Origin of the sequence: Rhizobium laguerreae (assembly GCF_002008165.1) — a bacterium.
In the GTDB taxonomy this organism is placed as follows: Bacteria; Pseudomonadota; Alphaproteobacteria; order Rhizobiales; family Rhizobiaceae; genus Rhizobium; species Rhizobium laguerreae.
Genome location: NZ_MRDM01000030.1, coordinates 461,008 through 484,572 on the forward strand (window position 1 = coordinate 461,008; position 23,565 = coordinate 484,572).

23 protein-coding genes are annotated in these 23,565 nt (G+C 59.7%); 20 read left to right on the forward strand and 3 right to left on the reverse strand.

The window, feature by feature from the left end:
- The first annotated feature begins 10 nt into the window (after positions 1–10).
- Together BS630_RS32100 and BS630_RS32105 are read left to right on the forward strand one after the other, a co-directional pair.
- Complete coding sequence (locus tag BS630_RS32100; protein WP_170269202.1) at positions 11–970, forward strand: HD-GYP domain-containing protein; 960 nt, start codon at positions 11–13, stop codon at positions 968–970.
- A gap of 64 nt (positions 971–1,034) precedes the next feature.
- Entirely contained in the window at positions 1,035–1,208 is a 174-nt protein-coding gene (locus tag BS630_RS32105; protein WP_245310586.1) for a hypothetical protein, read from the forward strand.
- 44 nt (positions 1,209–1,252) lie between these two features.
- Here BS630_RS32105 and BS630_RS32110 read toward each other — a convergent pair whose 3' ends face one another.
- Positions 1,253–2,119 carry a helix-turn-helix domain-containing protein gene (locus tag BS630_RS32110; protein ID WP_077980666.1) on the reverse strand — a complete coding sequence of 289 codons (867 nt, stop codon included), beginning with the start codon at positions 2,117–2,119 and terminating at the stop codon, positions 1,253–1,255.
- A gap of 99 nt (positions 2,120–2,218) precedes the next feature.
- On the opposite strand from BS630_RS32110, the gene melA reads away from it, so the two are divergent.
- From melA to BS630_RS32155, 9 genes are all read left to right on the forward strand, one after another.
- Positions 2,219–3,535 carry an alpha-glucosidase/alpha-galactosidase gene (gene melA, locus BS630_RS32115; protein WP_077980667.1) on the forward strand — a complete coding sequence of 439 codons (1,317 nt, stop codon included), beginning with the start codon at positions 2,219–2,221 and terminating at the stop codon, positions 3,533–3,535.
- A gap of 184 nt (positions 3,536–3,719) precedes the next feature.
- Positions 3,720–4,514, forward strand: a complete 795-nt coding sequence (locus tag BS630_RS32120) for a DeoR/GlpR family DNA-binding transcription regulator (RefSeq protein ID WP_077980668.1) — start codon at positions 3,720–3,722, stop codon at positions 4,512–4,514.
- On the forward strand, positions 4,511–5,470 hold the full coding sequence (locus BS630_RS32125) for an N-acetylglucosamine kinase (RefSeq protein ID WP_077980669.1): 960 nt from the start codon (positions 4,511–4,513) through the stop codon (positions 5,468–5,470). The genes BS630_RS32120 and BS630_RS32125 overlap by 4 nt, the downstream gene beginning before the upstream one ends.
- A 30-nt stretch (positions 5,471–5,500) precedes the next feature.
- Positions 5,501–6,757: an ABC transporter substrate-binding protein gene (locus BS630_RS32130; protein WP_077980670.1), complete on the forward strand. Its 1,257-nt coding sequence runs from the start codon at positions 5,501–5,503 to the stop codon at positions 6,755–6,757.
- Entirely contained in the window at positions 6,754–7,671 is a 918-nt protein-coding gene (locus BS630_RS32135) for a carbohydrate ABC transporter permease (RefSeq protein WP_017956464.1), read from the forward strand. The genes BS630_RS32130 and BS630_RS32135 overlap by 4 nt, the downstream gene beginning before the upstream one ends.
- Positions 7,672–7,694: 23 nt before the next feature.
- Positions 7,695–8,528 (forward strand): carbohydrate ABC transporter permease, encoded by an 834-nt coding sequence (locus tag BS630_RS32140; RefSeq protein WP_020485889.1) that lies wholly within the window; start codon positions 7,695–7,697, stop codon positions 8,526–8,528.
- 11 nt (positions 8,529–8,539) lie between these two features.
- Positions 8,540–9,493: an SIS domain-containing protein gene (locus tag BS630_RS32145; protein WP_017956466.1), complete on the forward strand. Its 954-nt coding sequence runs from the start codon at positions 8,540–8,542 to the stop codon at positions 9,491–9,493.
- Positions 9,490–10,788: a D-tagatose-bisphosphate aldolase, class II, non-catalytic subunit gene (locus BS630_RS32150; RefSeq protein ID WP_077980671.1), complete on the forward strand. Its 1,299-nt coding sequence runs from the start codon at positions 9,490–9,492 to the stop codon at positions 10,786–10,788. The genes BS630_RS32145 and BS630_RS32150 overlap by 4 nt, the downstream gene beginning before the upstream one ends.
- A gap of 66 nt (positions 10,789–10,854) precedes the next feature.
- On the forward strand, positions 10,855–11,925 hold the full coding sequence (locus tag BS630_RS32155; RefSeq protein WP_077980672.1) for an ABC transporter ATP-binding protein: 1,071 nt from the start codon (positions 10,855–10,857) through the stop codon (positions 11,923–11,925).
- A gap of 90 nt (positions 11,926–12,015) precedes the next feature.
- Here the strand turns inward: BS630_RS32155 and BS630_RS32160 are convergent, their stop codons facing one another.
- On the reverse strand, positions 12,016–12,696 hold the full coding sequence (locus BS630_RS32160) for a redoxin domain-containing protein (RefSeq protein ID WP_077980673.1): 681 nt from the start codon (positions 12,694–12,696) through the stop codon (positions 12,016–12,018).
- 392 nt (positions 12,697–13,088) lie between these two features.
- Here BS630_RS32160 and BS630_RS32165 point away from each other — a divergent pair, with 392 nt between their 5' ends.
- The 7 genes from BS630_RS32165 to BS630_RS32195 all read left to right on the forward strand — a co-directional run bounded on the left by BS630_RS32165 (position 13,089) and on the right by BS630_RS32195 (position 19,726).
- A complete protein-coding gene (locus BS630_RS32165; RefSeq protein WP_025397397.1) occupies positions 13,089–13,553 on the forward strand; it encodes an NUDIX hydrolase in 465 nt (154 codons plus the stop codon).
- A 171-nt stretch (positions 13,554–13,724) separates the two neighbouring features.
- Positions 13,725–14,006 carry a hypothetical protein gene (locus BS630_RS32170; protein WP_025397396.1) on the forward strand — a complete coding sequence of 94 codons (282 nt, stop codon included), beginning with the start codon at positions 13,725–13,727 and terminating at the stop codon, positions 14,004–14,006.
- Between the two features lie 272 nt (positions 14,007–14,278).
- The gene (locus BS630_RS32175) at positions 14,279–15,154 is read left to right on the forward strand and encodes a DMT family transporter (RefSeq protein ID WP_077980674.1); all 876 of its coding nucleotides are present in this window, start codon (positions 14,279–14,281) and stop codon (positions 15,152–15,154) included.
- A gap of 156 nt (positions 15,155–15,310) precedes the next feature.
- On the forward strand, positions 15,311–16,225 hold the full coding sequence (locus BS630_RS32180) for an ABC transporter permease (RefSeq protein WP_077980675.1): 915 nt from the start codon (positions 15,311–15,313) through the stop codon (positions 16,223–16,225).
- A gap of 3 nt (positions 16,226–16,228) precedes the next feature.
- Complete coding sequence (locus BS630_RS32185; RefSeq protein ID WP_017996180.1) at positions 16,229–17,155, forward strand: ABC transporter permease; 927 nt, start codon at positions 16,229–16,231, stop codon at positions 17,153–17,155.
- Positions 17,148–18,782: an ABC transporter ATP-binding protein gene (locus BS630_RS32190; protein WP_077980676.1), complete on the forward strand. Its 1,635-nt coding sequence runs from the start codon at positions 17,148–17,150 to the stop codon at positions 18,780–18,782. The genes BS630_RS32185 and BS630_RS32190 overlap by 8 nt, the downstream gene beginning before the upstream one ends.
- Positions 18,779–19,726: a 2-hydroxyacid dehydrogenase gene (locus BS630_RS32195; protein ID WP_077980677.1), complete on the forward strand. Its 948-nt coding sequence runs from the start codon at positions 18,779–18,781 to the stop codon at positions 19,724–19,726. The genes BS630_RS32190 and BS630_RS32195 overlap by 4 nt, the downstream gene beginning before the upstream one ends.
- Before the next feature lie 27 nt (positions 19,727–19,753).
- On the opposite strand, the gene BS630_RS32200 is transcribed toward BS630_RS32195, so the two are convergent.
- The gene (locus BS630_RS32200; RefSeq protein WP_077980678.1) at positions 19,754–20,473 is read right to left on the reverse strand and encodes a GntR family transcriptional regulator; all 720 of its coding nucleotides are present in this window, start codon (positions 20,471–20,473) and stop codon (positions 19,754–19,756) included.
- A 143-nt stretch (positions 20,474–20,616) separates the two neighbouring features.
- On the opposite strand from BS630_RS32200, the gene araD reads away from it, so the two are divergent.
- Both araD and BS630_RS32210 read left to right on the forward strand, forming a co-directional pair.
- Complete coding sequence (araD, locus tag BS630_RS32205) at positions 20,617–22,353, forward strand: L-arabinonate dehydratase (protein ID WP_077980679.1); 1,737 nt, start codon at positions 20,617–20,619, stop codon at positions 22,351–22,353.
- Between the two features lie 9 nt (positions 22,354–22,362).
- Positions 22,363–23,553 (forward strand): L-talarate/galactarate dehydratase, encoded by a 1,191-nt coding sequence (locus tag BS630_RS32210; RefSeq protein WP_077980680.1) that lies wholly within the window; start codon positions 22,363–22,365, stop codon positions 23,551–23,553.
- The last annotated feature ends 12 nt before the right edge of the window (positions 23,554–23,565 follow it).

The window sequence follows — 23,565 nt, forward strand, 5'->3', positions numbered from 1 at the left end:
CGGATCAGAGATGCGAAAACGGATACATGTCAGCCAATTGCGGGTAGGAATGTATGTCGAGGACGTCGAAATCGAGGGAGAAGACAGGACACGCCGGTTCAAGCCGTTCCTGATCTCGGCCGCCGGTCAGGTCGAGAGTTTGATGGCAAACCGCCTGATGACGGTTGTTATCGACGTCGGAAAAGGCGCGGATGTCGACCCGGGCGGGGCACAGGACATCGACCGGACTGCGTTTGAAGCCCAGCTTCGTGCCGTGTTTTCGGCAAAGGATATCAAGCAGGCGAGGGAATGCGTCGAGGATACGAGACCGCAGATCCGTCAAATGCTTGCCCACGCCAGGATCAAAGCCTCTTTCGCCAGTGATGCGGCAAGCGCAGCTGTGGAGCGGATCATGTCGGCAGCCTTCGACAATGCCGGCGCGCTTATCGCAGTCGCAAAGCTGAAGGAAAAAGATGAACTGACGTTTCTCCACTCGCTGGCGGTTAGCGCATTGATGATCACCCTAGGGCGCAGCCTCGGTCATGGAGAAGAGGATGTGCGGGTCCTGGGACTCGGCGGACTGGTTCACGATCTTGGAAAAATGGCGCTGCCGGACGAGATTTTGACGAAACCCGGCAAGCTGACGGCCGAGGAAATGGATCTTGTCCGCGGGCATCCTCAGCGGGGATATGAGCTGGTTTCCCATGTCGCGCATATCCCGAAGCCGGTGCTCGACATTTGTCGCTACCACCACGAAAAATTCGATGGCTCGGGCTATCCTGGCCGGCTCGCCGGAAAGAAGATCCCTTACGTAGCCCGGCTTGCGGCGATTTGTGACGTTTACGAAGCGCTGACCACAATCAGGCCGTATAAGCGCGCCTTCTCGCAAGCAGAGGCGATCAACATGATGATGAATTCGCCGGGCCATTTCGATAGCCAGCTTCTTTCCGCATTCGTGTCAAAAATGGTGATCAGCGGCACGCTCCACTAAAGCCGTACGGCGGTCGCACTGGGGGAACATGATCAGAAGTGATATTCTGCTGGCAGGGGCGATCTTGCTTTCCGCGATCATCGTTGGTGGCGCGATCCTCATCCGCCCCTCCGATTTTGATCGATGCCTGGCGGTGATTTCCGCCGAGTTCTATCGCCGGGACCAAACGGCGACGCTTGATCCGCGTGAGGTCGAAGCGCAAGCCGCACGCATCTGCTCAGGTAGTGAGCCGAAATAAGTAGGCACCCAGAGCCATCACGAACCCCGTCTGTTGGAATCTCATTAAGGCGCTGGAGTATTCTTGGAGTTCACCGCTTCCCGGAAATGACGGGGGGTCGTACCCGTTCGCTCCTTGAAAATCTCGTAAAAGCGACTGCTGGAACCAAATCCGCAGTCAAAACCGATCTGGAGGACCGGATCGTCCGTGTCCGTCAGCAGCTGCATCGCCCGGGCAATCCGATGTCGGGTCAGGTATTCGTTGACTGATATTCCCAGAACCTTTCGGAAAGCGCTGTTGGCGGTGCTTGGATGCATTCCCGCAAGCTTGGCGAGATCGGCTACGCTTACTGGATCCGCGTAGCGGGAATTGATGAGGTCGATCAGCAGCTCGACGTGGCGCACTGCCTGGCCGGCCAACGATGTCGGAGAGACATGGGTTGGCGAATTGCCGCTTTCAGCATTGTCCAGGATCAGACGTCGTATTCGCAGTCGTGCTTCCTCCACGACCAGTTTCCGTCTTGCCGCACTGCCGCGCTGCCATTCCTTTTCCCATCGTGGGAGGGTCAAAGCATCCATCGCTTCCCGATTTCCCTGCGACAGAAATCTCCCCTGCATGATCGACTGCCTTGCCTTTCTGTCCACCGGCAGACCCAGAAAATCGACAAGGGGAAGATAGAGGCATACGAGCGGCGCGTTTTCGGCAACAGCGATCGTCTGATGGGGAATCGCGGCCCAGAATAGAACCAGGCGGCCGGCCTCAACCTGTTCCCGCCTTCCATTAAAAAGGTAAGTCATCTGGCCTGCCATCAGCAGGTTTAATTCAACGTGGTCGTGCCAATGCGGTGCTGCCATCGCATCAGCGATGTGACGCTCGACCAGGAACTCCCCTCGGGATCCAATCCATTCGCCGCGGCTTTGGGTATGTTTCATGCGTCCAAGACTCGAATTCCGGAATTAATAGGCCGATGCCGGGAGGAAATTCTGACCTAGAAGGAGCACTAAGCAATCACAACCGATAGGGAGATTGCAATGCCGAAGATTTGCCTGGTAGGCGCTGGTAGCACCGTTTTTGCACAGAACATTCTGGGAGACGTCCTGTCCTCGCAGAGAGGCGGCGACTACGTCATCAGCCTCTTCGACGTCGATCCAGAGCGACTGAAGACATCAGAGATCGTCGCTCGCCGGATCTGCGAGTCGCTTAAGCTTTCAAACGTCAGGATCGACGCCACGCTCGACCGGCGGGAAGCGCTGCGCGGTTCCGATTTCGTGATCCTCATGATGCAGGTCGGTGGCTACAAACCGGCGACCGTCACGGACTTCGACATTCCAAAAAAATATGGCTTGCGTCAGACGATCGCCGACACCCTTGGCATCGGCGGCATTTTCCGCGGTTTGCGGACGATACCAGTCCTTGAGGCGATCTGCCGAGACATGCAGGAGGTCTGCCCGCAGGCTCTTCTGATGCAGTACGTCAACCCGATGGCCATCAACTGCTGGGCGATCAAGGATCTGGCCCCGGAAATCCGCACCGTCGGCTTGTGTCACAGTGTGCAGCACACAGCCGGGCATCTCGCCCAATGCCTCGGCGAGGACATTGCCGACGTGAACTATGTTTCGGCTGGGATCAACCACGTCGCCTTCTTCCTGAAATATGAGAAAATTCATAGCGACGGACGGCGGGAAGATCTTTATCCGAGACTGAACGCTCTCGCCGCCGATGGCCGCGTTCCGCCGGACGATCGGGTGCGGTTCGATGTTCTCAAACGGCTCGGCCACTTCGTCACCGAATCCAGCGAGCATTTCTCCGAGTATACCTCCTGGTACATCAAGGAGGGACGAGGGGACCTGATCGATCAGCTCAATATTCCGTTGGACGAATACATCCGGCGCTGCGAGGTGCAGATCAAAGAGTGGCATGCCCTGCGCAAGGAACTGGAAGGCGATAAGCCGATCGAGGTGTGCCGCAGCAACGAATACGCGGCCGGCATCATTCATGCCGCGGTAACTGGCAACCCGGCGCTGATATACGGCAATGTCCCAAACAACGGCCTGATCGAGAATCTGCCCGATGAATGCATCGTGGAAGTGCCTTGCCATGTCGACAGAAATGGAATTCAGCCGGTCCGGGTCGGTCGGATCCCTTCTCAGCTTTCCGCCGTCATGAACCTGAGCGTTTCGGTTCAACAGTTGACGGTCGAGGCGGCTCTTACAAAAAACCGCGAGCGCATCTACCAGGCCGCTCTGCTCGATCCGCATACGTCTGCGGAACTGTCGCCAGACCAAATCTGGAACCTTGTCGACGACCTGATCGTCGCACACGGCGATTTGCTGCCGAGATATCAGTGAGATCCCGTGGATAAGCCAGCCACAAGCGTATGGCATTCGTTTAGACGCGCCGTGAATTCACGGCGCGTTTTTTTCATTCCAGCCATCATCCAATAAATCACAAAACGTCAGAAAATTGATTGACACTGATCATTTGAAATGAAACCATGATCGAAATTGGGATCGGCCGTGAGGGAGGTTTTCGTTGAGCCAGGCAGTTGGAGTGAAGGTCGATCGATTGGATGCCATTCGCAGCCACCTCTACGCGAACGGCTTTTCGACCATTCAGGCGCTTGCCGATGCGATCGGAGCATCGCTTGCCACGGTTCGTAGAGACCTGCAGATCCTTGAGCAGGAAGGCGCCATTGATCGCGTGCATGGTGGAGCGCGCATTGCCGAAGGATCGTCGGTTGAGGTTGCATTTCAGGAGCGCGAAAAGCGCCATCTATCGGCCAAACGGGCGATTGCCACCGCGGCCTATGGCTTGCTTCATCCGCGTACGGCGATCTTTCTCGACGCGGGAACCACCGTCCTGCAGCTTGCGCGCCTCGTTCGCATCAACCCCATGCCGCTCAGGATATTCACCAACGGCCTGACGGTAGCGCAGGAATTCCTGAATATTCCGAATTTGGAGGTGGTGCTTCTCGGCGGTCAGCTGCGTAGCGAAAATGCGTCGCTCGTCGGACCTCAGGCGGAGGCAATGCTGGAAACATTATGGTTCGACCAGCTCTTTCTTGGCGCCAGCGCCATCAGCTCCGACGGCGCGATCTACAGCGTGGACAGTGCGGAGGCGAGCCTTAACCGGCGCATGCTGGCTCGGTCGGCCAATCGTTTCGTTCTGGCCGATTCCTCGAAATTCGGAACCACCGCGACCTACAAGGTCGCACCGCTGGACACCGCGAAAGTCATTACCGATTCCGGGCTTTCGCGGCATTGGCGTGACGAGCTCGTCAACTTCGGCGTCGACGCAACGATCGCGGATCTGAGGGCGAAAGAGTGAGCGACGCGCTGATCCTCGGCATCGATGGTGGCGGAAGCAAGGTGCTGGTTGCCCTCGCGGACAAGCGTGGCCGGATATTGCGGCGTTCCCGCGGCCATGGCGTCAATCCCATGGACAATCCGAATTGGCTCCATGAGCTGGAGCAGCATCTCCTTCCCTTTCGCGATGAAGGAAATCTGGCGGCCGTCGCCGCAGCGCTGCCCGCCTACGGCGAGGTTGAGCGCCTGTCGGCTCTACAGCGCGATGCGATCGAGCGGCTGTTCCCAAACGTCCACCGGCGCGTCCTCAACGATGTGGACGCGGCGCACCTCGGTGCTTTTGCGGGCGAGCCGGGTATCCTCATTCTTTCCGGCACGGGTTCAATGGCATGGGCGCGTAACTCCGAAGGCCGATCGGCGCGCACCGGCGGCTGGGGAGATCTCATCGGTGACGAGGGCAGCAGCCATTGGATCGGGCAGAGGGCGCTCAATCTCGTCAGCCAAAGCTTGGATGGGCGTGCTTCGGCAACAGCTCTCGCGAAGGCCCTGTTTGACCACCTTCGCATCGACTTGAGCAATCCCATGAATGGGCTCGGCGATTGGGCCAGCTCCCTGGCAAACCCACGGGCGGACATTGCAGCAATTTCGACCCTCGTCGATCAGGTCGCACTTGGCGGCGATAAAGGGGCGGTCGGGTTGATCGAGCAGGCGGCCGATGAACTGGCGAAGCATCATGCGGCAATTGCCGGCCATTGTGATCCGGATGCCGACTGGACCTATGCCGGCGGTACTTTTTCGAGCCGGCTGCTTTTGGAGGCGCTTGAACGGCGAATTGGCAGGCCTCCGGCTTTGCCGAAACTTCCCCCCATTGGCGGCGCGCTCCTGGCTGCCGCCCAACTTCTCGACTGGCCGTTAGACGACGGCTGGTTCGGGCAAATCGTGGCCACGGCCAAAGGCGGTGACTACGCATCCCAGTAATTGAGCTCAAGAATAATGAAGGATGGGAACATGCATAAATTGATCTTGCCTCTACTTGCATCGGCGGCCTTGGCAATCGCCGCACCGGCTCTTGGCCAGGACGCCAAGCCGCTTGCCGGTCAGTCGATCACGGTGCTCATGCCATCGCCGCAGGGACCGAACATCGCCTCTGACTTCGAAGCCGAAACCGGCATTCACGTCGACCTGCAGACCCTGTCGTGGGACGACATCCGCCCGAAGCTGGTGACAGCCTTGGTTGCCGGTACAGCGCCAGCGGATGTGACCGAATTCGATTGGTCCTGGACCGGTCAGTTCAGCGCGGCCGGTTGGTATATGCCGCTCAACGACGTGATCGACGCCGATACGGTGAAAGATATCGGCGTTGCCAAGATCTTCACGGTTGACGGCAAATTATTGGGAATTCCCTACACCAACGACTTCCGGGTGATGCTCGTCAACAAGAAGCATTTCACGGATGCGGGCATCACCGAGATGCCGAAAACATTGGACGCCCTGGTCACTGCCGCCAAGAAGATCAAGGAAAAAGGCATTGTCGAATATCCGATTGGCCTGCCGGTTTCAGCAACGGAAGGCGCGTCAACGAGCTGGTACCTGCTGACCAAGGCCTTCGGTGGCGAACTCTTCGACAAGGACTTCAATCCGCTCTTCACCTCGCCGGATTCGGCTGGTTACAAGGCGCTTGCTTTCGAATTGATGCTCCTCAAGGAAGGGCTGGTCGATCCGGCGTCTACCGGCCTGAAGGACAGCCAGATCAATGAGAGCATGTTCGCGCAGGGCATCACCAGCATCATGATCTCCGGTGAGCCCGGTCGTCTTGGCCAGATGAACGATCCCAAGCAGTCGAAAGTCGCCGGCCAGGTAGAGGCGATCCTCGTGCCGACGGCAAGCGGTGAAACGCGCAGTTTCGGCCTTCCGGAAGCGCTGGCTATTCCAAACGTCTCTGCCAACAAGGAGGCGGCGATCGCTTTCGTCAAATGGTTCACCAGCAAGGACTTCCAGAAGAAGAATGCCGTGAACGGCTTCCTGCCGACACGCACGTCGGCGCTTTCCGAACTGAACGAATCCGGAAAGCTGAACAGCGGCGACGCTCTCGTGGCGCAGTCGAAGACGGTTGAGCCGCTGTTCCCGCAAGGCACGCCGCCTTGGTATCCGCAATTTTCCAGCGGCGTAAACACGGCGATCAACAGCGCTGCCAAGGGACAGATGAGCGTCGACCAGGCGATGGAGGCTATCGCTTCCGCCGCCAAGCAGGCGATGGCGCAATGACAGCTTTGGCGTCCGAAGGGGCCACGAGCAAACGTGGGGTCGGCTTCAACGCCGACGCCACGCTCGGCTTGCTGTTGGTGTCGCCCATCGTTATCACGATGGCAGCTTTGGTCTTCTACCCCATGGGAAGAACCGTCTGGGACAGCCTGCACAGGGTCAACCCCATGCAGGCCGGCACGCCATTCGTCGGTCTTGAGAACTACAGCCGAATGCTGTCGGATGGCCAGCTCGCGACGGCCTGGAGCAACACGCTCATGTATGTTGTTCTGGCTGTCGCCGCCGAAACCGTGTTCGGCGTTCTTGCAGCCGCTCTCATCAATCAGATCAAGGTCGGGCGGCAATGGGTTCTCGCTGCGGTGATCTTGCCCTGGGCGCTGCCCGGCGTTGTGAATTCGGTCATTTGGCTTTGGATTTATCAACCGGGCGCGGGTCTGTTGAACGGCATTCTTTCAGCGCTCGGGCTCCCCTTCGAAAATCACGTCTGGTTCAACGATCGTACCAGCGCAATCGTCGCCGTAACGATCGTCCATGTCTGGCGCATGATGCCTTTGACGATCGTCATCGTTCTTGCGGCGATGCAGAGTATCCCTGTTCATCTCTATGAGGCTGCGCGGATCGATGGGGCCACGCGCGTTCAGATGTTCGGATGGGTAACCCTGCCGCTGGTTCGCAGCGCGATCGCTGTTGCCATGACGAACGCAACCGTGAACGCTTTCAATCTCTTCGACGAGGCCTGGGTTCTGGCGGGCGCCAGCCTCGAGACCCGACCGGTGCTCGTCCAGATCTACCTCGAAACCTTCCAGAATCTCCGCTTCTCGTATGGCATGGCGCTTTCGGTCGTGATCACTCTCGTGTCTCTGCTGATTTCGCTGGTCTACGTCCTTCGTGTCTATCGCAACACACGGTTCGACTGATGAGATCTACTATTGCCTATCGAATGATGATTTGGGCCGGTGTCGTCGTCCTGTTGATCTGGTCTCTTGGGCCGATCTACTGGACCATTGCGAGTTCGGTTACGCCCAGCGAAGACTTTTCGACCCGGCCGATCAACTTCTTCCCGCAGCACTTTACGCTCGATCACTACTCCCGGCTGCTCGGCATCAATATTGCGCGGATCGGGGGTGTGGAGGTGTTCAAACAGTTCCGGGCCGCATTGCTCAACAGCGTGGTGACTTCAATCGCTGCCACGCTGCTTTGCGTCGCGATATCCTCTCTGGGGGCTTACGCGTTCACCAGGCTTCAGTTTCCCGGCCGGAAAGCGCTTTTTGTCGCCGTTGTCGCGACGCTGGCCATTCCCGCCTACGCTGTCTTGATCCCGCTCTATCAGATCATGATCAAGCTGCATCTCGTCGATACCTATGTGGGTGTTTCGCTGATCTATGTCTCGGCCTTCCTGCCTCTGTCGCTCTGGCTGTTGCGGAGCGTGTTCGAAGCTCTTCCGATCGCACTGGAAGAGGCGGCGCAACTCGACGGAGCGGGCCGGCTCTACATCTTCTTCAACATCGTCCTGCCGCTGGCCGGACCGGGTCTGACGGCAGCGGCAATCCTCACGTTTCTGGGTGCCTGGGGGCAGTATCTCGTACCGCTCATTTTTTCGCCGCAGGCGACGAAGCCGCTAACGGTTCTGATTCCGGAATTCGTAACGAAGAACTTCATCGACTACGGCCTCATCACAGCGAGTGGCTCGATCGCGATCGTCATCCCCGCCCTCGTCGTCATTTTTCTCAACCGTTACCTCGTCAGCGGCCTGTTGGCCGGTTCCGTCAAATAATCGGAGACTTCATGAGCACGACCGAAAAGGTTATTTTCGAGCAATTTCCCTATTGGGAGAAGGCCATTGAATTGAATTCTGCCGACGACCGCGCGGAGCTGCTCGTCTTCGTCGGTTGCGGCACCTCCTTCAATCTTGCACTCTCGCTGGCAGCCTATGCCAATATGGCCGGACGCAAGGCAATCGCGGTCCCTGGTGCGGAATGGCAAAACCGGCCCTCGGCTTTCTGGCCGGAGTGGCGCAACACACACGTCGTTGCGCTTTCCCGAAGCGGCGAGACGACGGAGACAGTCGCCGCGGCAAAGGCAAGCCGCGCCGCCGGCGCCTTCGTGACGGCGATAACCGTCGAACCGGAAAGCTCTCTCGCGAAAAATTGCGATCGGATGATCGCGGCCGAAACCCATCCGGACGAAGGTATCGTCATGACGGTATCGGCTAGCCTCATGGTCCTTCTCGGTTTGCAGATGATCGGGCAGAAGGTTCCTGCCTCTGTGGTGAATTCCGCCCGCCAGCTCGCGAGCGCTCTCGATGCGGCGCTTCCTGGAATTATCGCCGACCGGTCGCACTTCGTCTTTCTCGGTGGCGGGCCGCTCTTCGGCATCGCCCTGGAGGGAGCGCTCAAGCTCATGGAAATGAGCCAGATCATGACCCAGGCCTTCCACCCGCTGGAATACCGTCATGGGCCGATCAGCCTCGTTGACGCAAAGACGGTTGCGGTCATGCTGTACAGCTCCGACCAGAGGGAGGCGGAGACGAAACTGGTGGGAGAACTGAGAGAAAAAGGCGCGGTCGTCATCGGTGTGGGTGGTCCAGGCGATCTGGAACTCGCCGTCGATGTCGATCTGTCGCTTGCGGGCCTCGTTGTCCTTCCGGCGCTGCAGGTCCTCGGCGAACGCGCCGCGCAGGCTCGGCAAATCGACACGGTCTCTCCCCGTCACCTGACGAAGGTTGTAACGCTCGCATGACGTCGATCGAAGAGAACCGGCAGACCGCGCTCCGAAAGCTTTTCGGTGCCCGAAACCTGCCTTTTCCCCATGGCGTCACTTCGGTCTGCTCGGCGCATCCGCTGGTCATCGAGGCCGCGCTTCGGCGCGCCGGCATGGAGCACCGGGCGGTCCTCATCGAAGCCACCTGCAATCAGGTCAATCAGGAGGGCGGCTATACCGCGATGACGCCGGCGGACTTTCGCCGTTTCATCGAGGACATCGCCGCAGCGACTGATTTTCCAGCCGAACGCATCATCCTGGGAGGCGATCACCTCGGTCCCAACCCATGGAGAAAATTGGCGGCCAAGGAGGCAATGCTGCGCGCCGAGGCTATGGTGACGGCCTATGTCGAGGCAGGATTTGAAAAGATTCACCTGGATACGTCGATGGGCTGTGCCGGTGAACCAGCGGCGCTCGATGACGAATTGACCGCGGCGCGGGCCGCTCGATTGGCAAAGGCCGCTGAGGAGGCCGCTCGTCGTTCAGGCCGCCGTCCGCCGGTCTATATCATCGGAACCGAGGTGCCGCCTCCAGGTGGTGCAACGCACGCACTTGAAGACATCGAAATTACCCGGGCCGGTGCGGCGACGAAAACGCTGGCGGTACACCGGGCGTCGTTTGCCGAAGCAGGTTTGGCGTCGGCGATGGAGCGGGTCATTGGAATCGTGGTTCAACCGGGCGTGGAATTTGGCAACGCGGACGTGGCGCTCTACAAGCCTGAACGAGCCAAGAGCCTCATTCGTTCGCTGGACGACATGCCGGGCTTGGTTTTCGAAGCACATTCCACCGACTACCAGCCGGCCGAAGCCTTGTCTGCTCTCGTCGACGGCGGCTTTGCAATCCTCAAGGTCGGACCGGGGCTGACTTTCGCGCTGCGCGAAGCGCTCTACGGTCTCGATGCGATCGCTGACGTGCTTGCCGGGGGGAACCCGCGAACCGGACTGGTGACGACCATGGAAAAGATCATGGTCGAGCAACCGGCAAGCTGGGCGGCCCACTATGGCGGAAGTCCCGATGAGGAGCGACTGCAACGGCATTTCAGCTATAGTGATCGAATTCGCTATTACTGGCCGGATCCTCGCGCATCCGCCGCGGTCGGCGAATTGTTCAGCCGGCTCCCCGATGAAATTCCCGAAACTCTGATCAGCCAATATCTCGGCCGACTCTATTCCGACGTGGTGTCAAAGCGGGTCGCTCCGAAGGCCCGCGAACTCTGCCTTGCTGCGATCGACGCGGTACTGGCGCCTTATTCAGCCGCCACGGCAATCCAATGAGCAATCGACAGCCGTGTCCAACGAGCGGCTGCATCCGAAGATACCAACATTCAGCCGGAGAAAGTTATGGCGTCAGTAAGTGTGGCGAATGCCCGCAAGAGCTACGGTCACTTCGAAGTTCTGCATGGGGTGGATATTAATATCCAAGACGGCGAATTCGTAATCCTGGTCGGTCCCTCCGGGTGCGGGAAGTCGACATTGTTGCGGATGATCGCCGGCCTCGAAGAGATTTCAGCTGGCCGGATATCGATCGGCAGCAAGGTCGTGAACAATGTCGCGCCAAAAGAACGCGATATCGCGATGGTTTTCCAATCCTACGCGCTCTACCCCCATCTGACAGTCGAGGCGAATATGGGTTTTTCGCTGAAGCTGGCGAAAGCCCCAAAGGAACAGACCAGGCAACGTGTTCGGGAGGCCGCTGAAATTCTGGGGCTAGGGCATCTGCTCGATAGATATCCGAAAAACCTGTCGGGTGGCCAACGTCAACGTGTGGCGATGGGCCGTGCCATCGTTAGAAATCCGCAGGTCTTTCTGTTTGACGAACCATTGTCGAACCTGGACGCGAAGCTGCGTGTGCAGATGCGTTCGGAAATCAAGCAACTGCACCAGCGACTGAAGACAACGACCATTTACGTCACCCACGATCAGATCGAGGCCATGACGATGGCCGATCGGATTGTTGTGATGCGGGACGGCTTCGTCGAGCAGATAGGCTCGCCACTCGATCTCTACGACCGGCCGGCAAACCTCTTCGTTGCGGGCTTCATCGGTTCGCCGGCGATGAACCTTATTCGAGGCCAGGTCAGCACTTCAGGGCCGCTGGAGTTGATCGCGGACGGCGGAGGTAGGCTGCCACTACCCGAAGCAGCGTCATTGGAACGCGGTGCACAGCTTATCTACGGCATTCGCCCTGAGCATCTCACAATCGGACAAGGTCCCGTTGCCGTTGAGGTCGTTCTCGTCGAGCCCACCGGTGCTGAGATCCAGGTCACCACGAAGTTTGGTGAGGATCATCTTGTTGCGACGGTAAGAGAGCGCCTTGATCTCCGCGCCGGCGACCGGATCGTCATTGCGCCGGATCTCAGTAAACTGCATCTGTTCGACGCAAAAACCGAGCAACGGTTGAAGTCTGTCTAACGTGACTATTTTCTCGGGCTGGCGGAACGCGGAGGTCAACTGATGACAGGTCGGAGAGTTGGCCAACGCTGGCCAATGGTTCGTTGAAAGTCAGCGTTCAAGGCTGCCGGCGGCGGCGATGATCTCCGCCGCAGTCGGGAAGATGCCAAGACCGTCCGGCCCGTCCAGCGCCTCGATTTGCGACCAGGCGATGGTGCCGTTCGCATTGACCAGGAAGTGCCCGACGAGCTGGGTAGCGTGGTTCGCCAAGATCGCCATATCGGCTTCATCAAGCTCGAAGTGGTCCTTGGCGTTGAGTATAGTATTGGCTTCCATGGGTTGTAGCAATTCCGGCAACTCGCCCGTGGGGTTGATGCGCGCCGCCTGGAACTGCGCCATCGTCGCGCTATAAGGCCATTCGGGCTGCTTGCTGCTCCCATCGGGCAGGAACTCAGCATGGGGCACACCATAGGCCCGATGTGTGTGGCAGTCGGGATCGCATAGCAGCGTTACTGGCGTCGGACGGTGGCGGAAATACAGGCGAGCGCGTTCTACCGGTGTGTTGATAACGGCCACGGTCTCCACTCCGGCGGCGCGCAGGGTGGGCTGTATGCCAGCAAGCTGTTCGACCTGGCGCCGGCAGAACGGGCAGTGCAACCCGCGAAAGAACCCGATCACGAACGGGCGACCGCTCAAATCGGCGAAAGAGACGGTTCCGTCGAAGTTGGCCGTGGCGAGCGCGAAGGCGGGGGCGGTTTCTCCTGGTTGCAGCGGGCGTTTCTGGTCTTCCATGGAATAGTTCCTTTGTCGTATCGTCCAGGTAGACGACCGAAATTTAACTATATCACTTGTCGCAAGAAGGCCCAGCGTTCGATGCTGAGATCGCCGAATGTGGTTCGGCATGCCATTTGGCCTTCCGACCGGCGTCGAGAGCCTTGCCGGTATCGATCGCCGCTCCTATCTTATTTAGAATAGACTGATGGAGCAACGAGATGGCGGAGCTTGTGGCCGACACTCTAATCGACATGACGATCGAGATCATTCCACCGGAAGACACAAAGGAACAACCCGATAGTCGTGCTTGCCTTTGCTGTAAGCGCCGGCGTCAGTGGATGGACGATGACGGCTGCGGCATCTGTGAGGAATGCTTGGCCTCCTGATCGACACAAGAAGGGCACAAGGCGATGGCAATCCGCAGCGCCGGACTTCTGCTATACCGGCGTGTTTCCAGCGACATCGAAGTGCTTCTCGTCCATCCGGGCGGCCCTTTTTGGGCTGGGAAAGACGAGGCTGCGTGGTCGATCCCGAAGGGGCTGGTCGAACCTGGAGAAGATGAGCTTGCGGCGGCAATAAGGGAGACGGCCGAAGAGCTGAGTGTAGCAGTCGATGGCAGGTTCACACCGTTGGGCGAATACCGACAACCCGGCGGAAAGATAGTCGTCGCGTGGGCGATCGAAGCCGATCCGATACTCGACGTGAATGCGATACAAAGTTGCCAATTCGAAATGGAATGGCCACCACGGTCGGGCCAGGTAAAGAGCTTTCCTGAAGTCGATCGGGCGGGGTGGTTTTCCCCTCCCGACGCAGCCATAAAGCTGTTGAAAGGGCAGCGATCGATGCTTGCCGACCTCCTGACACATCTGAAATGATAGGCTCGAATTATTGATTGAGCCGCGCCATTTCGCTGCACCCATGCATGACGTGCGCGGCAGCCATGAGTTGCTTCTGAAGACAGCCATCCTATCTGACAGTCACCGCCATATGACTGAAATCGAGAAATCGAGCTGCGATTCGCCTTGAGCACGCGCGAGGAGACAATCATGAACGGCATTTCCAAAACCCTGAACGACATGACGCTTGTCGAACGCTCGAGCCTGCTCGACACCGTCGCCGATGCCTTAGAAGCAACGGCCGAGGAGGCGGAAGGTGAAGGCGACACCCGCTTCGTCGCCAACTCCATCTGCGTCGCCAATACGATTCGCGGTCTATCCGGGGACATGACGCCCCGCGATCTGCAGGCGGCCGAGTTGCTCCTTGAGCAGGGCATCATGCTCGTCCACCAGTTCTCGAACCGGGCGAAGACGAACGGAATGATCCACTAACAGTGAGCGAGGCGCTCCCGTCAGCAATGCGCTCTGTCAGTGTGACGGAGGCTGAAGGATTGAGATAAAGCCGTTGATCCGTACCGGGGAATAGCGGATGCCGCCGGCCCCTGGCGAGAACGAGTGGTCTCCGCTGCGGCAAACCGCGGCAGCGGGAGAATTGCAGACACGCCAGGGAAGGCTTTATTTCCAATGGATTGCCGGTTCAATGCGCTACCGTGTCGAGTGGCCGATATAGCAGGGTTCACCTTTGTTCGGTCAGGAGCAGCGTAATGCAGCCTGGTCGCACAGGCCTTGCCGTCTGCTTGATGGTGGCTGCCGCTTTTTTAAATAGTTTCGACGCGGTCATTGTGCGTTTGCTGGCCGGCGACGTGCATCCCTTGATGATCGGCTTTTTCCGGTCGTTTTTCGGGCTTCTTGTCGTCACGCCCTGGATCGTGTCACGGGTCGACCTGAAATCCTCTCCCTATCGTGTTCTGCATGTCGTGCGTGCAGGTCTGAAGCTTGCCTCACTGGTTGCTTTGTTCGTCGCCTTTGCGCACGCGCCACTCGCCGATGCCACGGCGATCAATTTCACCATGCCCATGTTTCTCGTTCTCGGCGCGTGGCTGGTGCTCAAGGAGCATGTCGGCATCTCCAGCGTGGCCGGCATTGTCGCAGGTTTTATCGGCGTCATGATCATCATTCGCCCTGGAGCGTCCGGTTTCGACCAATGGCTGCTTTTTGCGCTGGCAGGAGCGGTCTTGACGGCGGCCAGCCAATTGATGCTGCGGCGGATGGCGTTGAGGGATAGTGCCGACCGGCTGGTTGCATGGAATCTGATAGCGACGGTGCCGCTTGGCCTGATCATCATGCTGCCGGTCTGGTCAATGCCGACCTGGAGCCAACTCGGACTGCTTGCCCTGCAAGGGGCACTCGGCGCGCTCAACATGACACTGATCACGCGCGCCTTCGGTATGGCGGCCGCAAGCGTTCTGGCACCGCTCGACTTTCTCCGACTGCCCGTCGTGGCCCTTATGGCCTTCTCATTTTTCTCGGAAGTTCCGGCCGCACAGACGTGGATCGGCGCGGCGGTGATCATCGGCGCGGCCATTATCGGAACGCGCGGCATGACATGGCGACGCAAGCCGCCGGTTGACAAGCCCTGATCATTTTTGGGGTTCACAAAAATTTTAGATGCACTAATATTTCAGTTCTAGCGACTGGTCGTCGAGCTGCCTGTTGCCGGAGGGGTATCACAGGCAGCACAGACGAAGACGAAACCGGACATCACGACCCCCATGGGGTTCACTCGGGAGGAGTGCATGAAGAGTTTCATCGGCAAACGCGCGATCGCCAGTGGCGTATCGCTCGTGGTGCTTATCGTCATCGTGTTCTTCCTGTCCCGGCTGACGGGCGATCCGACCGACCTCTATCTGCCGATCGATGCGACCACCGAAATGCGCCAGCAATTCCGTGAGATGAACGGTTTCAACGATCCGTTGATCATCCAGTTCGGTCGTTATGTCTCGGATCTTGCCCAAGGCAATTTCGGTCAGTCACTGCGACAGGCCCGTCCGGCCATGGATGTCGTGCTGGAGGCTTTCGTCTGGACCTTCTGGCTGGCTGTCATCACCATGGCGCTGGTCACGGTCGCCGCGATCGTCATCGGTTCGCTCGCGGCGTTTCGTGTCGGCGGCGTCTTCGACCGTCTCGCCACTTTCTTCTCGCTGATCGGCGCTGCGGCGCCGGACTTCTGGCTGGCCATCGTGGCGATCGTCATTTTCGCCGTCAAACTGCATGTCCTGCCGACATCGGGAACAGGAACGTTCTGGCACTGGGTCCTGCCGGTCAGCGTGCTGTTCATCCGGCCTTTCGGCCTGATCCTGCAGGTGGTCCGCGGCTCGATGATCAGTGTTCTGTCTTCCGCCTATGTGAAGACGGCCCGCGCCAAGGGGGTCCGATCGAAATCAATCATCTTCATTCACGGACTGCGCAACGCCATGCTGCCGGTGATCACCGTCATCGGCGACCAGGCGGCCGCCATCTTGAACGGTGCCGTCGTCGTCGAGACTGTGTTTGGCTTTCCGGGCATCGGCAAGCTGATGATCGATTCCATTTTGCTTCGCGATTTCGCCGTCGTGCTGGCCGTCATCATGGTCTCGGCACTGGCGATCTTCATCATGAACCTGTTGATCGACATCGCCTATGCGCTGCTCGATCCACGCATCCGGTATTGAGCGATGACGATGGCCGACACACAAATCCTCGCCGAGAAAAAACCAAGCGGCCCGATCGGGCGCTGGCTGACGATGCTGTGGGCGGACAAGCTCGCTTTTTTCGCGGCTCTGTTCCTCTTGATCGTTCTGCTCTGTGCGCTGTTTGGCCCGCTCCTGCTGGAGGCCATCGCCACCAAGCAGAACCTGCGGGGCCGCAACGCGCCGCCGTTCGATATCACCCGCGGAATGCTTTATGTCCTCGGCGCCGATGCGCTGGGCAGGCCGCTTCTTGCCCGCGTCATCGTGGCGGCGCAAAATACCATCCTGGTGGCCGCAGCAGCCGTGCTGGCATCATCCGTCGTCGGTACGGCGCTCGGTCTGGTGGCAGGTTATAGCCGCTCTTCTGCTGCTCAATGGATCATGCGCCTCGGCGACGTCATCATGTCCTTTCCGTCGCTGCTTCTGGCGGTGATCGTGCTCTACATGCTCGAGCCCTCGGTCACCAACATCGTCCTCGTCCTGGCGATCACCCGCATTCCCATCTATCTGCGCACCACGCGCGCCGAAGTGCTGGAAGTGCGCGAGCGGATGTTCGTGCAGGCGGCGAAGGTCATGGGAGCATCGTATTGGCGCATTGTCTTCCATCACATCCTGCCAGTGATCTTCCCAACACTGGTGACCATTGCGACGCTGGATTTCGCCTTCGTCATGCTGGCGGAATCCTCCCTGTCATTCCTGGGCATCGGCATTCAGGCGCCGGAGATCACCTGGGGTCTCATGGTTGCTCAAGGACGACCCTATCTCACCAATGCGTGGTGGCTTTCCTTCTGGCCGGGCCTTGCAATCATCCTGACGACGCTGTCGCTGAACCTTCTGTCGAATTGGCTGCGCATCGCGCTCGATCCGACGCAACGCTGGCGCCTTGAAATGAGGGGCAGGAAAAATGGCTGAACATCTTTTGGAAGTGCGTGACCTCTCGGTCGAGTTTCACACCGCCAGCGGGACCGTCAAGGCGGTGCATGATGTCAGCTGGCATCTCGATCGCGGCGAGACGCTGGCGATCCTTGGGGAAAGCGGTTCAGGCAAATCCGTGTCGGCCTCGGCGGTCATGAATCTGATCGACATGCCGCCCGGTAAGATCACCAGCGGCGCCATTCTCCTCAACGGGCGCGACATGCTGAAAATGACGCCCGAGGAGCGGCGCTCGATCAACGGCGCCAAGATCGCCATGATCTTTCAGGACCCGCTCGCCCACCTCAATCCGGTCTATCCGGTCGGCTGGCAAATCACCGAGATGATGACGACACATGGCCAGTCGGCGGAGCGCGCCGGCGCGAGGGCGCTCGAATTGATCGGACGCGTCGGCATAACCGATCCTCAGGCGGCGATGCGAAAGTATCCATTCCAGTTCTCCGGCGGCCAGCGGCAGCGCCTGATGATCGCCATGGCGATCGCCTGCAAGCCCGATATCCTGATCGCGGATGAACCCACCACCGCGCTCGATGTGACGGTACAGGCGCAGGTGCTCGAACTTCTGCAGGAGTTGCAGCAGGAAACCGGCATGGGCCTGTTGCTGATCACTCACGATCTGGGCGTCGTTGCCGAGATCGCCGACCGGGTCGTGGTGATGAATTCCGGCTGCGTGGTCGAAACCGGCAATGCGGCCGAAGTCTATCGCAACCCGCAGAACGCCTACACGAAGAAGCTGATAGCCGCCGCACCGGGGAAGGGTGCGATGGCGCAAGAGCGCGACCGGCAGGGCGAACCGCTGCTGCGCGCCATCGGCTTGAAAAAGAGTTTTGGCGCATTCCAGGCGCTGAAGGGCGTGGATTTCGTCATTATGCCCGGCGAGACGGTTGCCGTTGTCGGTGAGAGCGGTTCCGGCAAGTCAACCCTTGCCCGGGCAATCGTTCGCCTCGATGATCCGCAGGAGGGCCAGGTTCTCTACCGCGGCAACGATCTGCTTGCGATGACCCCGAGGGAAATATTCGGGCTGCGTCGCGATTTGCAGATGGTCTTTCAGGACCCGACCCAGTCACTGAACCCGCGGATGAGTGTGTTCCGGTTGATTTCGGAGGCCTGGGTCATTCACCCGGATATCCTGCCGAAAGCGAGATGGAAGGAGAGAGTGGCCGAGTTGCTGGTCAAGGTTGGCCTGAAACCGGATATGGCCGACCGGTATCCACATCAGTTTTCCGGCGGCCAGCGCCAGCGCATCGCGATTGCCCGGGCGCTGGCGATGGAGCCGAAACTGATCATCTGCGACGAGGCGGTTTCGGCACTCGACGTGTCGATCCAGGCGCAGGTGATCGCTTTGCTTGAGGGCCTGCGTCGCGAATTCGGCCTGTCCTACCTCTTCATCGCACACGACCTGCCGGTGGTTCGCGATTTCGCCGATCGCGTTATCGTCATGAAGGCCGGCGAGATTGTCGAGGAGGGTCCGGTGGAGCAGATCTTCAACGCGCCCTTCCACCCCTACACGCAGGCGCTTCTTGCCGCGAGCCTCGATCCCGATCCTGAGATCCAGGCCACCCGACGCGCCGCCCGCCAACGACAGGAAGGACTCGTTTCCGCATGAAGCCCGATGTTATCGTCGCCTATCCGCTCCGGCCCCATCAGATGGCGATGCTGGAGGAGACCTACACGCTGCACCGGCTCGATCTGGTCAAAGGCGAAGAGCGGGATGCTCTCTTGCAGCAAGCCGGCCCGAGCTCTTCCGCGCTGGTCTGCAACGGCCATGTGACGATCGACGAAGCCCTGCTTTCGAAATTGCCGGCATTAAAGCTTGCCGCCTGTTCCTCGGCTGGCTACGACCAGATGGACGTCGAGGCGATGACACGGCGCGGCATCAAGCTCACCAATACATCCGAGGTGCTGTGCGACGACGTTGCCGACATGGCACTGCTTCTGATGCTTGCGGCACGCCGGCGCCTGCCGGAAGGCGATCGCTATGTGCGCTCCGGCGACTGGGGTCAGAAAGGGATGATGCCGCTGACGACATCGACGTCGGGCAAGAAGGCCGGGATCGTCGGCCTCGGCCGCATAGGGATGGCGATTGCCAAGCGATGCGAAGCTGTCGGACTGACGGTCGGCTATTACGGCAGGACGAAGAAAGAAGGCAACGATTTTGCCTATTTCGACACGCCGGTAAAACTGGCGGACTGGGCCGATATCCTGATCGTCGCGACGCCTGGCGGCCCCGCCACCGAAGGATTGATTTCGGCGGACGTGCTGAATGCGCTCGGACCGACCGGCAGCTTCATCAACATTGCCCGCGGCACCGTGGTCGATGAGCCGGCCTTGATCAAGGCCTTGCAGGAAAGGCGGATCGCCTCGGCCGGCATCGATGTCTACCTCAACGAACCCAATCCCGATCCGCGCTTCGCAGCGCTCGACAACGTTGTGCTCTATCCCCACCATGCCAGCGGTACCGAGGAAACGCGCGACAGGATGGCGCAATTGACGGTCGACAACCTTGCAGCCTTCTTCGCAGGCAGGCCGCTGCTGACGCCCGTCAATTGACTCCGGCAAAACCCGCGGCGGGGCGGATCAGACGAAGTAGTCCGGGAACTCCTTCCGCAGGTCTTCCACTTTTGCGACGGTGCGGCTGAGATGCTCACGGATCGCGTCGACGGCACCCTGTTCGTTGCGCGCGGCAATCGCATCGATGATGGCGTGATGCCCATCGAGAATGCTGACGATCTTGCCCTTTTCGGGCAGATGCAGGCGACGAATACGCTCGAGATGGCCGGAGCGCTCGCGTATCAACTGGTGGAGGCTGCTGCGCTTGGCGCCTGCGAACAATGTCTGGTGAAAGAGCTCGTCGAGCTCCTGGAAGATCGCGATCTGATCGGCGTCGTCGGCGACTGCCGCCTGCATCTTGATGATCGACCGGGCGCGGGTAATGACGCTCGGATCCGGGTCCGGATCGGTTGCGAGGCGGCGGCAAACTTCGGTTTCCAGTGCAACGCGGAGGAAATGCGCCTCGTAAATCTGCAGGACGTCGATCCTGGTCACCACAGTGCGGGACTGCGGATAAATGCGAACCAGACCCTCCTGTTTGAGAAGCTGCAATGCGTCACGGATGGGAGTCTGGCTGACTTGATAAGTCTCGGTGAGCTCGGTGCGCGACAGCGTGGTGTCCGGCGGCAACTGAATGGTGATGATGCGCTTGCGCAGATCATCATAGACTCGCTGGACGGTACTGCCAGCGACGACCGGGAAGCCGGGCGCGGTCAGGCCGAATGTAGAGGCGAACTGGGAATTCATGTGAGGCGTCCTTTTCGGCTCCATTCATAGCTTTGCACGACCTAATGCACAAGAACGCAAACTTTCCATTGATATATATGTCAAACTAAAATATCAGTTGGTGCAAACGCTGAAATAAGCAAGCGAAAAGGTGGGAGAAGGCCGTGACCGCGAGGAAAACCTACGAGCAATTGCGGTCCGCCCGATGGATGCTGCCGGATGATCAGCGCTCGTTCGGCCACCGGTCGCGGACCATGCAGATGGGTTACGCACCGGAGGATTGGCAGGGAAAGCCGATCATTGCCGTGATCAACACCTGGTCCGATGCGCAGCCGTGCCACATGCATTTCCGTGAACGGGCCGAATGGGTGAAGCGGGGAATTCTTCAGTCGGGTGGGTTCCCCATGGAACTGCCCGCTCTTTCCCTTTCCGAAAACTTCGTCAAGCCGACGACGATGCTCTATCGCAATATGCTGGCGATGGAGACCGAGGAACTGTTGCGGAGCCATCCTGTCGATGGCGCCGTTCTGATGGGTGGCTGCGACAAGACGACACCAGGCCTTGTCATGGGCGCAGTCAGCATGGGCATTCCCTTCATTTATCTGCCGGCCGGCCCGATGCTTCGCGGTAACTATGCCGGCAAGACGCTGGGCTCCGGTACCGACGGCTTCAAATATTGGGACGAGCGCCGCGCCGGCATGATCACCCAGGAGGAGTGGCAGGGCATCGAAGGCGGAATCGCCCGCAGTTACGGCCATTGCATGACCATGGGCACGGCATCGACGATGACGGCGATCGCCGAGGCTATGGGGTTGACGCTGCCGGGCGCATCCTCGATCCCAGCAGCCGATGCCAACCACCAGCGCATGTCGGCGGCCTGCGGCCGCCGCATCGTCGATATGGTGTGGGAGGATCTGACGCCGGACCAGATCATCACGCCCGCGGCCGTCGACAATGCGGTCACCGTCGCCATGGCGACCGGCTGCTCCACCAATGCCATCATTCACCTGATTGCCATGGCGCGGCGCGCTGGCGTCCCGCTGGAGCTTGATGATCTCGATCGTATCGGTCGCACGACGCCGGTTCTCGCCAACATCCGGCCTTCCGGTTCGACCTACCTGATGGAGGATTTCTTTTATGCGGGTGGCCTGCGCGCTCTGATGAAGCAGCTCGGCGACAAGCTTGATCCCACCGCGATCACCGTGACGGGAAAACCCTTGGTGGATGGTCTGGACCAGGTGAAGATCTACAATGACGACGTTATCCGGCCATTGTCGAACCCGGTCTATCACGAAGGCTCGCTGGCCGTGCTCAAGGGGAACCTGTGTCCCGACGGCGCGGTCATCAAACCGGCGGCCTGCGACCCGAAATTCCATCGCCATTGCGGCCCGGCGCTGGTCGCAGACAGCTATGCGGAGATGAAGAAGATCATCGACGATCCAGACTATCCGCTGACGCCGGACACCGTTCTCGTGCTCCGCAATGCCGGCCCCCAGGGCGGACCGGGCATGCCGGAATGGGGCATGATCCCGATGCCGAAGGCGCTGTTGAAGCTCGGCCTGCGCGACATGGTGCGGATCTCGGACGCCCGCATGTCCGGAACCAGTTTCGGTGCCTGCGTGCTGCATGTCGCACCGGAATCTTATGTTGGCGGGCCTTTGGCCCTGCTGAGAACGGGGGACATGGTCGAGCTTGATATTCCGGCACGCAGCCTCAATATGCTGGTTTCCGAAGAAGAGATCACAGCGCGGCGGGCCGGGTGGGTGGCGCCGACGCGGCATTATGAGCGCGGCTACGGCTTTATGTTCTCCGGCCATATCGAGCAGGCCGACAAAGGCTGCGACTTTGATTTCCTGACCACGCAATTCGGTGGCAAGACGCCGGAACCGGCTATCAACTGAGGCACCACGATGTTTGATCCCGATCGACGTACGATTCCCGCACAGCCTCCCAAGGCTGGCTTCGCTGCCGGTCCGTCCAAGCTGGACGCCATCCGATCGGTCACCCTGTCGCTCGTTTACCTGCCTTTGGCGCGGCCGATCAGCGATGCCAAGGTTTTGACGGGCCGACAGAAGCCGCTGACCCAGGTGGCCTTTCTATTTTGCGAGATCGTCTCCGAGGCCGGCCATAGCGGTCTCGGTTTCAGTTACTCGAAGCGGGCAGGCGGACCTGCCCTTTATGCACATGCCTGCGAGCTTGCCGACAACCTGATCGGCGAAGACCCCAACGACACCGCGCGCATCTGGGACAAGCTCTGCTGGGCCGGAGCCTCGGTCGGCCGCTCCGGCATTGCAACACAGGCAATCGCCGCCATCGACATCTGCCTCTGGGACCTGAAGGCGAAACGCGCCGGCTTGCCGCTTGCAAAACTGCTTGGCGCCCATCGCGACAGTGTCGCCTGCTACAACACCTCCGGCGGCTTCCTGTCATCGAGCGTCGAGGAAATCCGCGATGCCATCGACCACTCGATCGCCTCCGGTATCGGCGGCATCAAGATCAAGGTCGGACAGCCGGACCCGATGATCGACCTTCGCCGGCTTGATGCGGTGACCAGCCATATCGATGGCCGTGTCCCGCTGATGGTCGATGCAAACCAGCAATGGGACCGCACGACGGCCTTGCGCTTCGGCCGGCTGGTCGAACCGCTCAACCTCGAATGGATCGAAGAGCCGCTCGATGCCTATGACGCCGAGGGCCATGCCGCACTGGCGCGGGAACTTGCCACGCCGATCGCCACCGGCGAAATGCTGGCAAGCGCCGACGAGCACATGGCGCTGATCCGGGCCGATGCGGTCGACTTCATTCAGCCGGATGCGCCGCGTGTCGGCGGCATCACGCCCTTTCTGCGCATCTGCACGCACGCAGAGGCGAAACGTATGCGCCTGGCGCCGCATTTCGCCATGGAAATCCATCTGCACCTGGCGGCCGCCTATGCGCATGAGCCGTGGGTCGAGCATTTCGATTGGCTGGCGCCACTGTTTAACGAACAACTCGAGATCAAGGACGGCCGAATGATCGTGCCGGCTCGTCCTGGACTCGGCTGCAGCCTGACAGGCAAGGCGCGTGATTGGACTGTGGAAACCCGCAGCTTCGGCGCCTGAACGAGAACGAGG

Bases quoted from the DNA above. Each gene is read 5' to 3' on its own strand.
- BS630_RS32100 (WP_170269202.1), top strand. From the start codon at position 11: ATGCGAAAACGGATACATGTCAGCCAATTGCGGGTAGGAATGTATGTC.
- BS630_RS32110 (WP_077980666.1), bottom strand. From the start codon at position 2,119: ATGAAACATACCCAAAGCCGCGGCGAATGGATTGGATCCCGAGGGGAG.
- melA (WP_077980667.1), top strand. From the start codon at position 2,219: ATGCCGAAGATTTGCCTGGTAGGCGCTGGTAGCACCGTTTTTGCACAG.
- BS630_RS32130 (WP_077980670.1), top strand. From the start codon at position 5,501: ATGCATAAATTGATCTTGCCTCTACTTGCATCGGCGGCCTTGGCAATC.
- BS630_RS32135 (WP_017956464.1), top strand. From the start codon at position 6,754: ATGACAGCTTTGGCGTCCGAAGGGGCCACGAGCAAACGTGGGGTCGGC.
- BS630_RS32140 (WP_020485889.1), top strand. From the start codon at position 7,695: ATGATGATTTGGGCCGGTGTCGTCGTCCTGTTGATCTGGTCTCTTGGG.
- BS630_RS32145 (WP_017956466.1), top strand. From the start codon at position 8,540: ATGAGCACGACCGAAAAGGTTATTTTCGAGCAATTTCCCTATTGGGAG.
- BS630_RS32150 (WP_077980671.1), top strand. From the start codon at position 9,490: ATGACGTCGATCGAAGAGAACCGGCAGACCGCGCTCCGAAAGCTTTTC.
- BS630_RS32155 (WP_077980672.1), top strand. From the start codon at position 10,855: ATGGCGTCAGTAAGTGTGGCGAATGCCCGCAAGAGCTACGGTCACTTC.
- BS630_RS32160 (WP_077980673.1), bottom strand. From the start codon at position 12,696: ATGGAAGACCAGAAACGCCCGCTGCAACCAGGAGAAACCGCCCCCGCC.
- BS630_RS32165 (WP_025397397.1), top strand. From the start codon at position 13,089: ATGGCAATCCGCAGCGCCGGACTTCTGCTATACCGGCGTGTTTCCAGC.
- BS630_RS32170 (WP_025397396.1), top strand. From the start codon at position 13,725: ATGAACGGCATTTCCAAAACCCTGAACGACATGACGCTTGTCGAACGC.
- BS630_RS32175 (WP_077980674.1), top strand. From the start codon at position 14,279: ATGCAGCCTGGTCGCACAGGCCTTGCCGTCTGCTTGATGGTGGCTGCC.
- BS630_RS32180 (WP_077980675.1), top strand. From the start codon at position 15,311: ATGAAGAGTTTCATCGGCAAACGCGCGATCGCCAGTGGCGTATCGCTC.
- BS630_RS32185 (WP_017996180.1), top strand. From the start codon at position 16,229: ATGACGATGGCCGACACACAAATCCTCGCCGAGAAAAAACCAAGCGGC.
- BS630_RS32190 (WP_077980676.1), top strand. From the start codon at position 17,148: ATGGCTGAACATCTTTTGGAAGTGCGTGACCTCTCGGTCGAGTTTCAC.
- BS630_RS32195 (WP_077980677.1), top strand. From the start codon at position 18,779: ATGAAGCCCGATGTTATCGTCGCCTATCCGCTCCGGCCCCATCAGATG.
- BS630_RS32200 (WP_077980678.1), bottom strand. From the start codon at position 20,473: ATGAATTCCCAGTTCGCCTCTACATTCGGCCTGACCGCGCCCGGCTTC.
- BS630_RS32210 (WP_077980680.1), top strand. From the start codon at position 22,363: ATGTTTGATCCCGATCGACGTACGATTCCCGCACAGCCTCCCAAGGCT.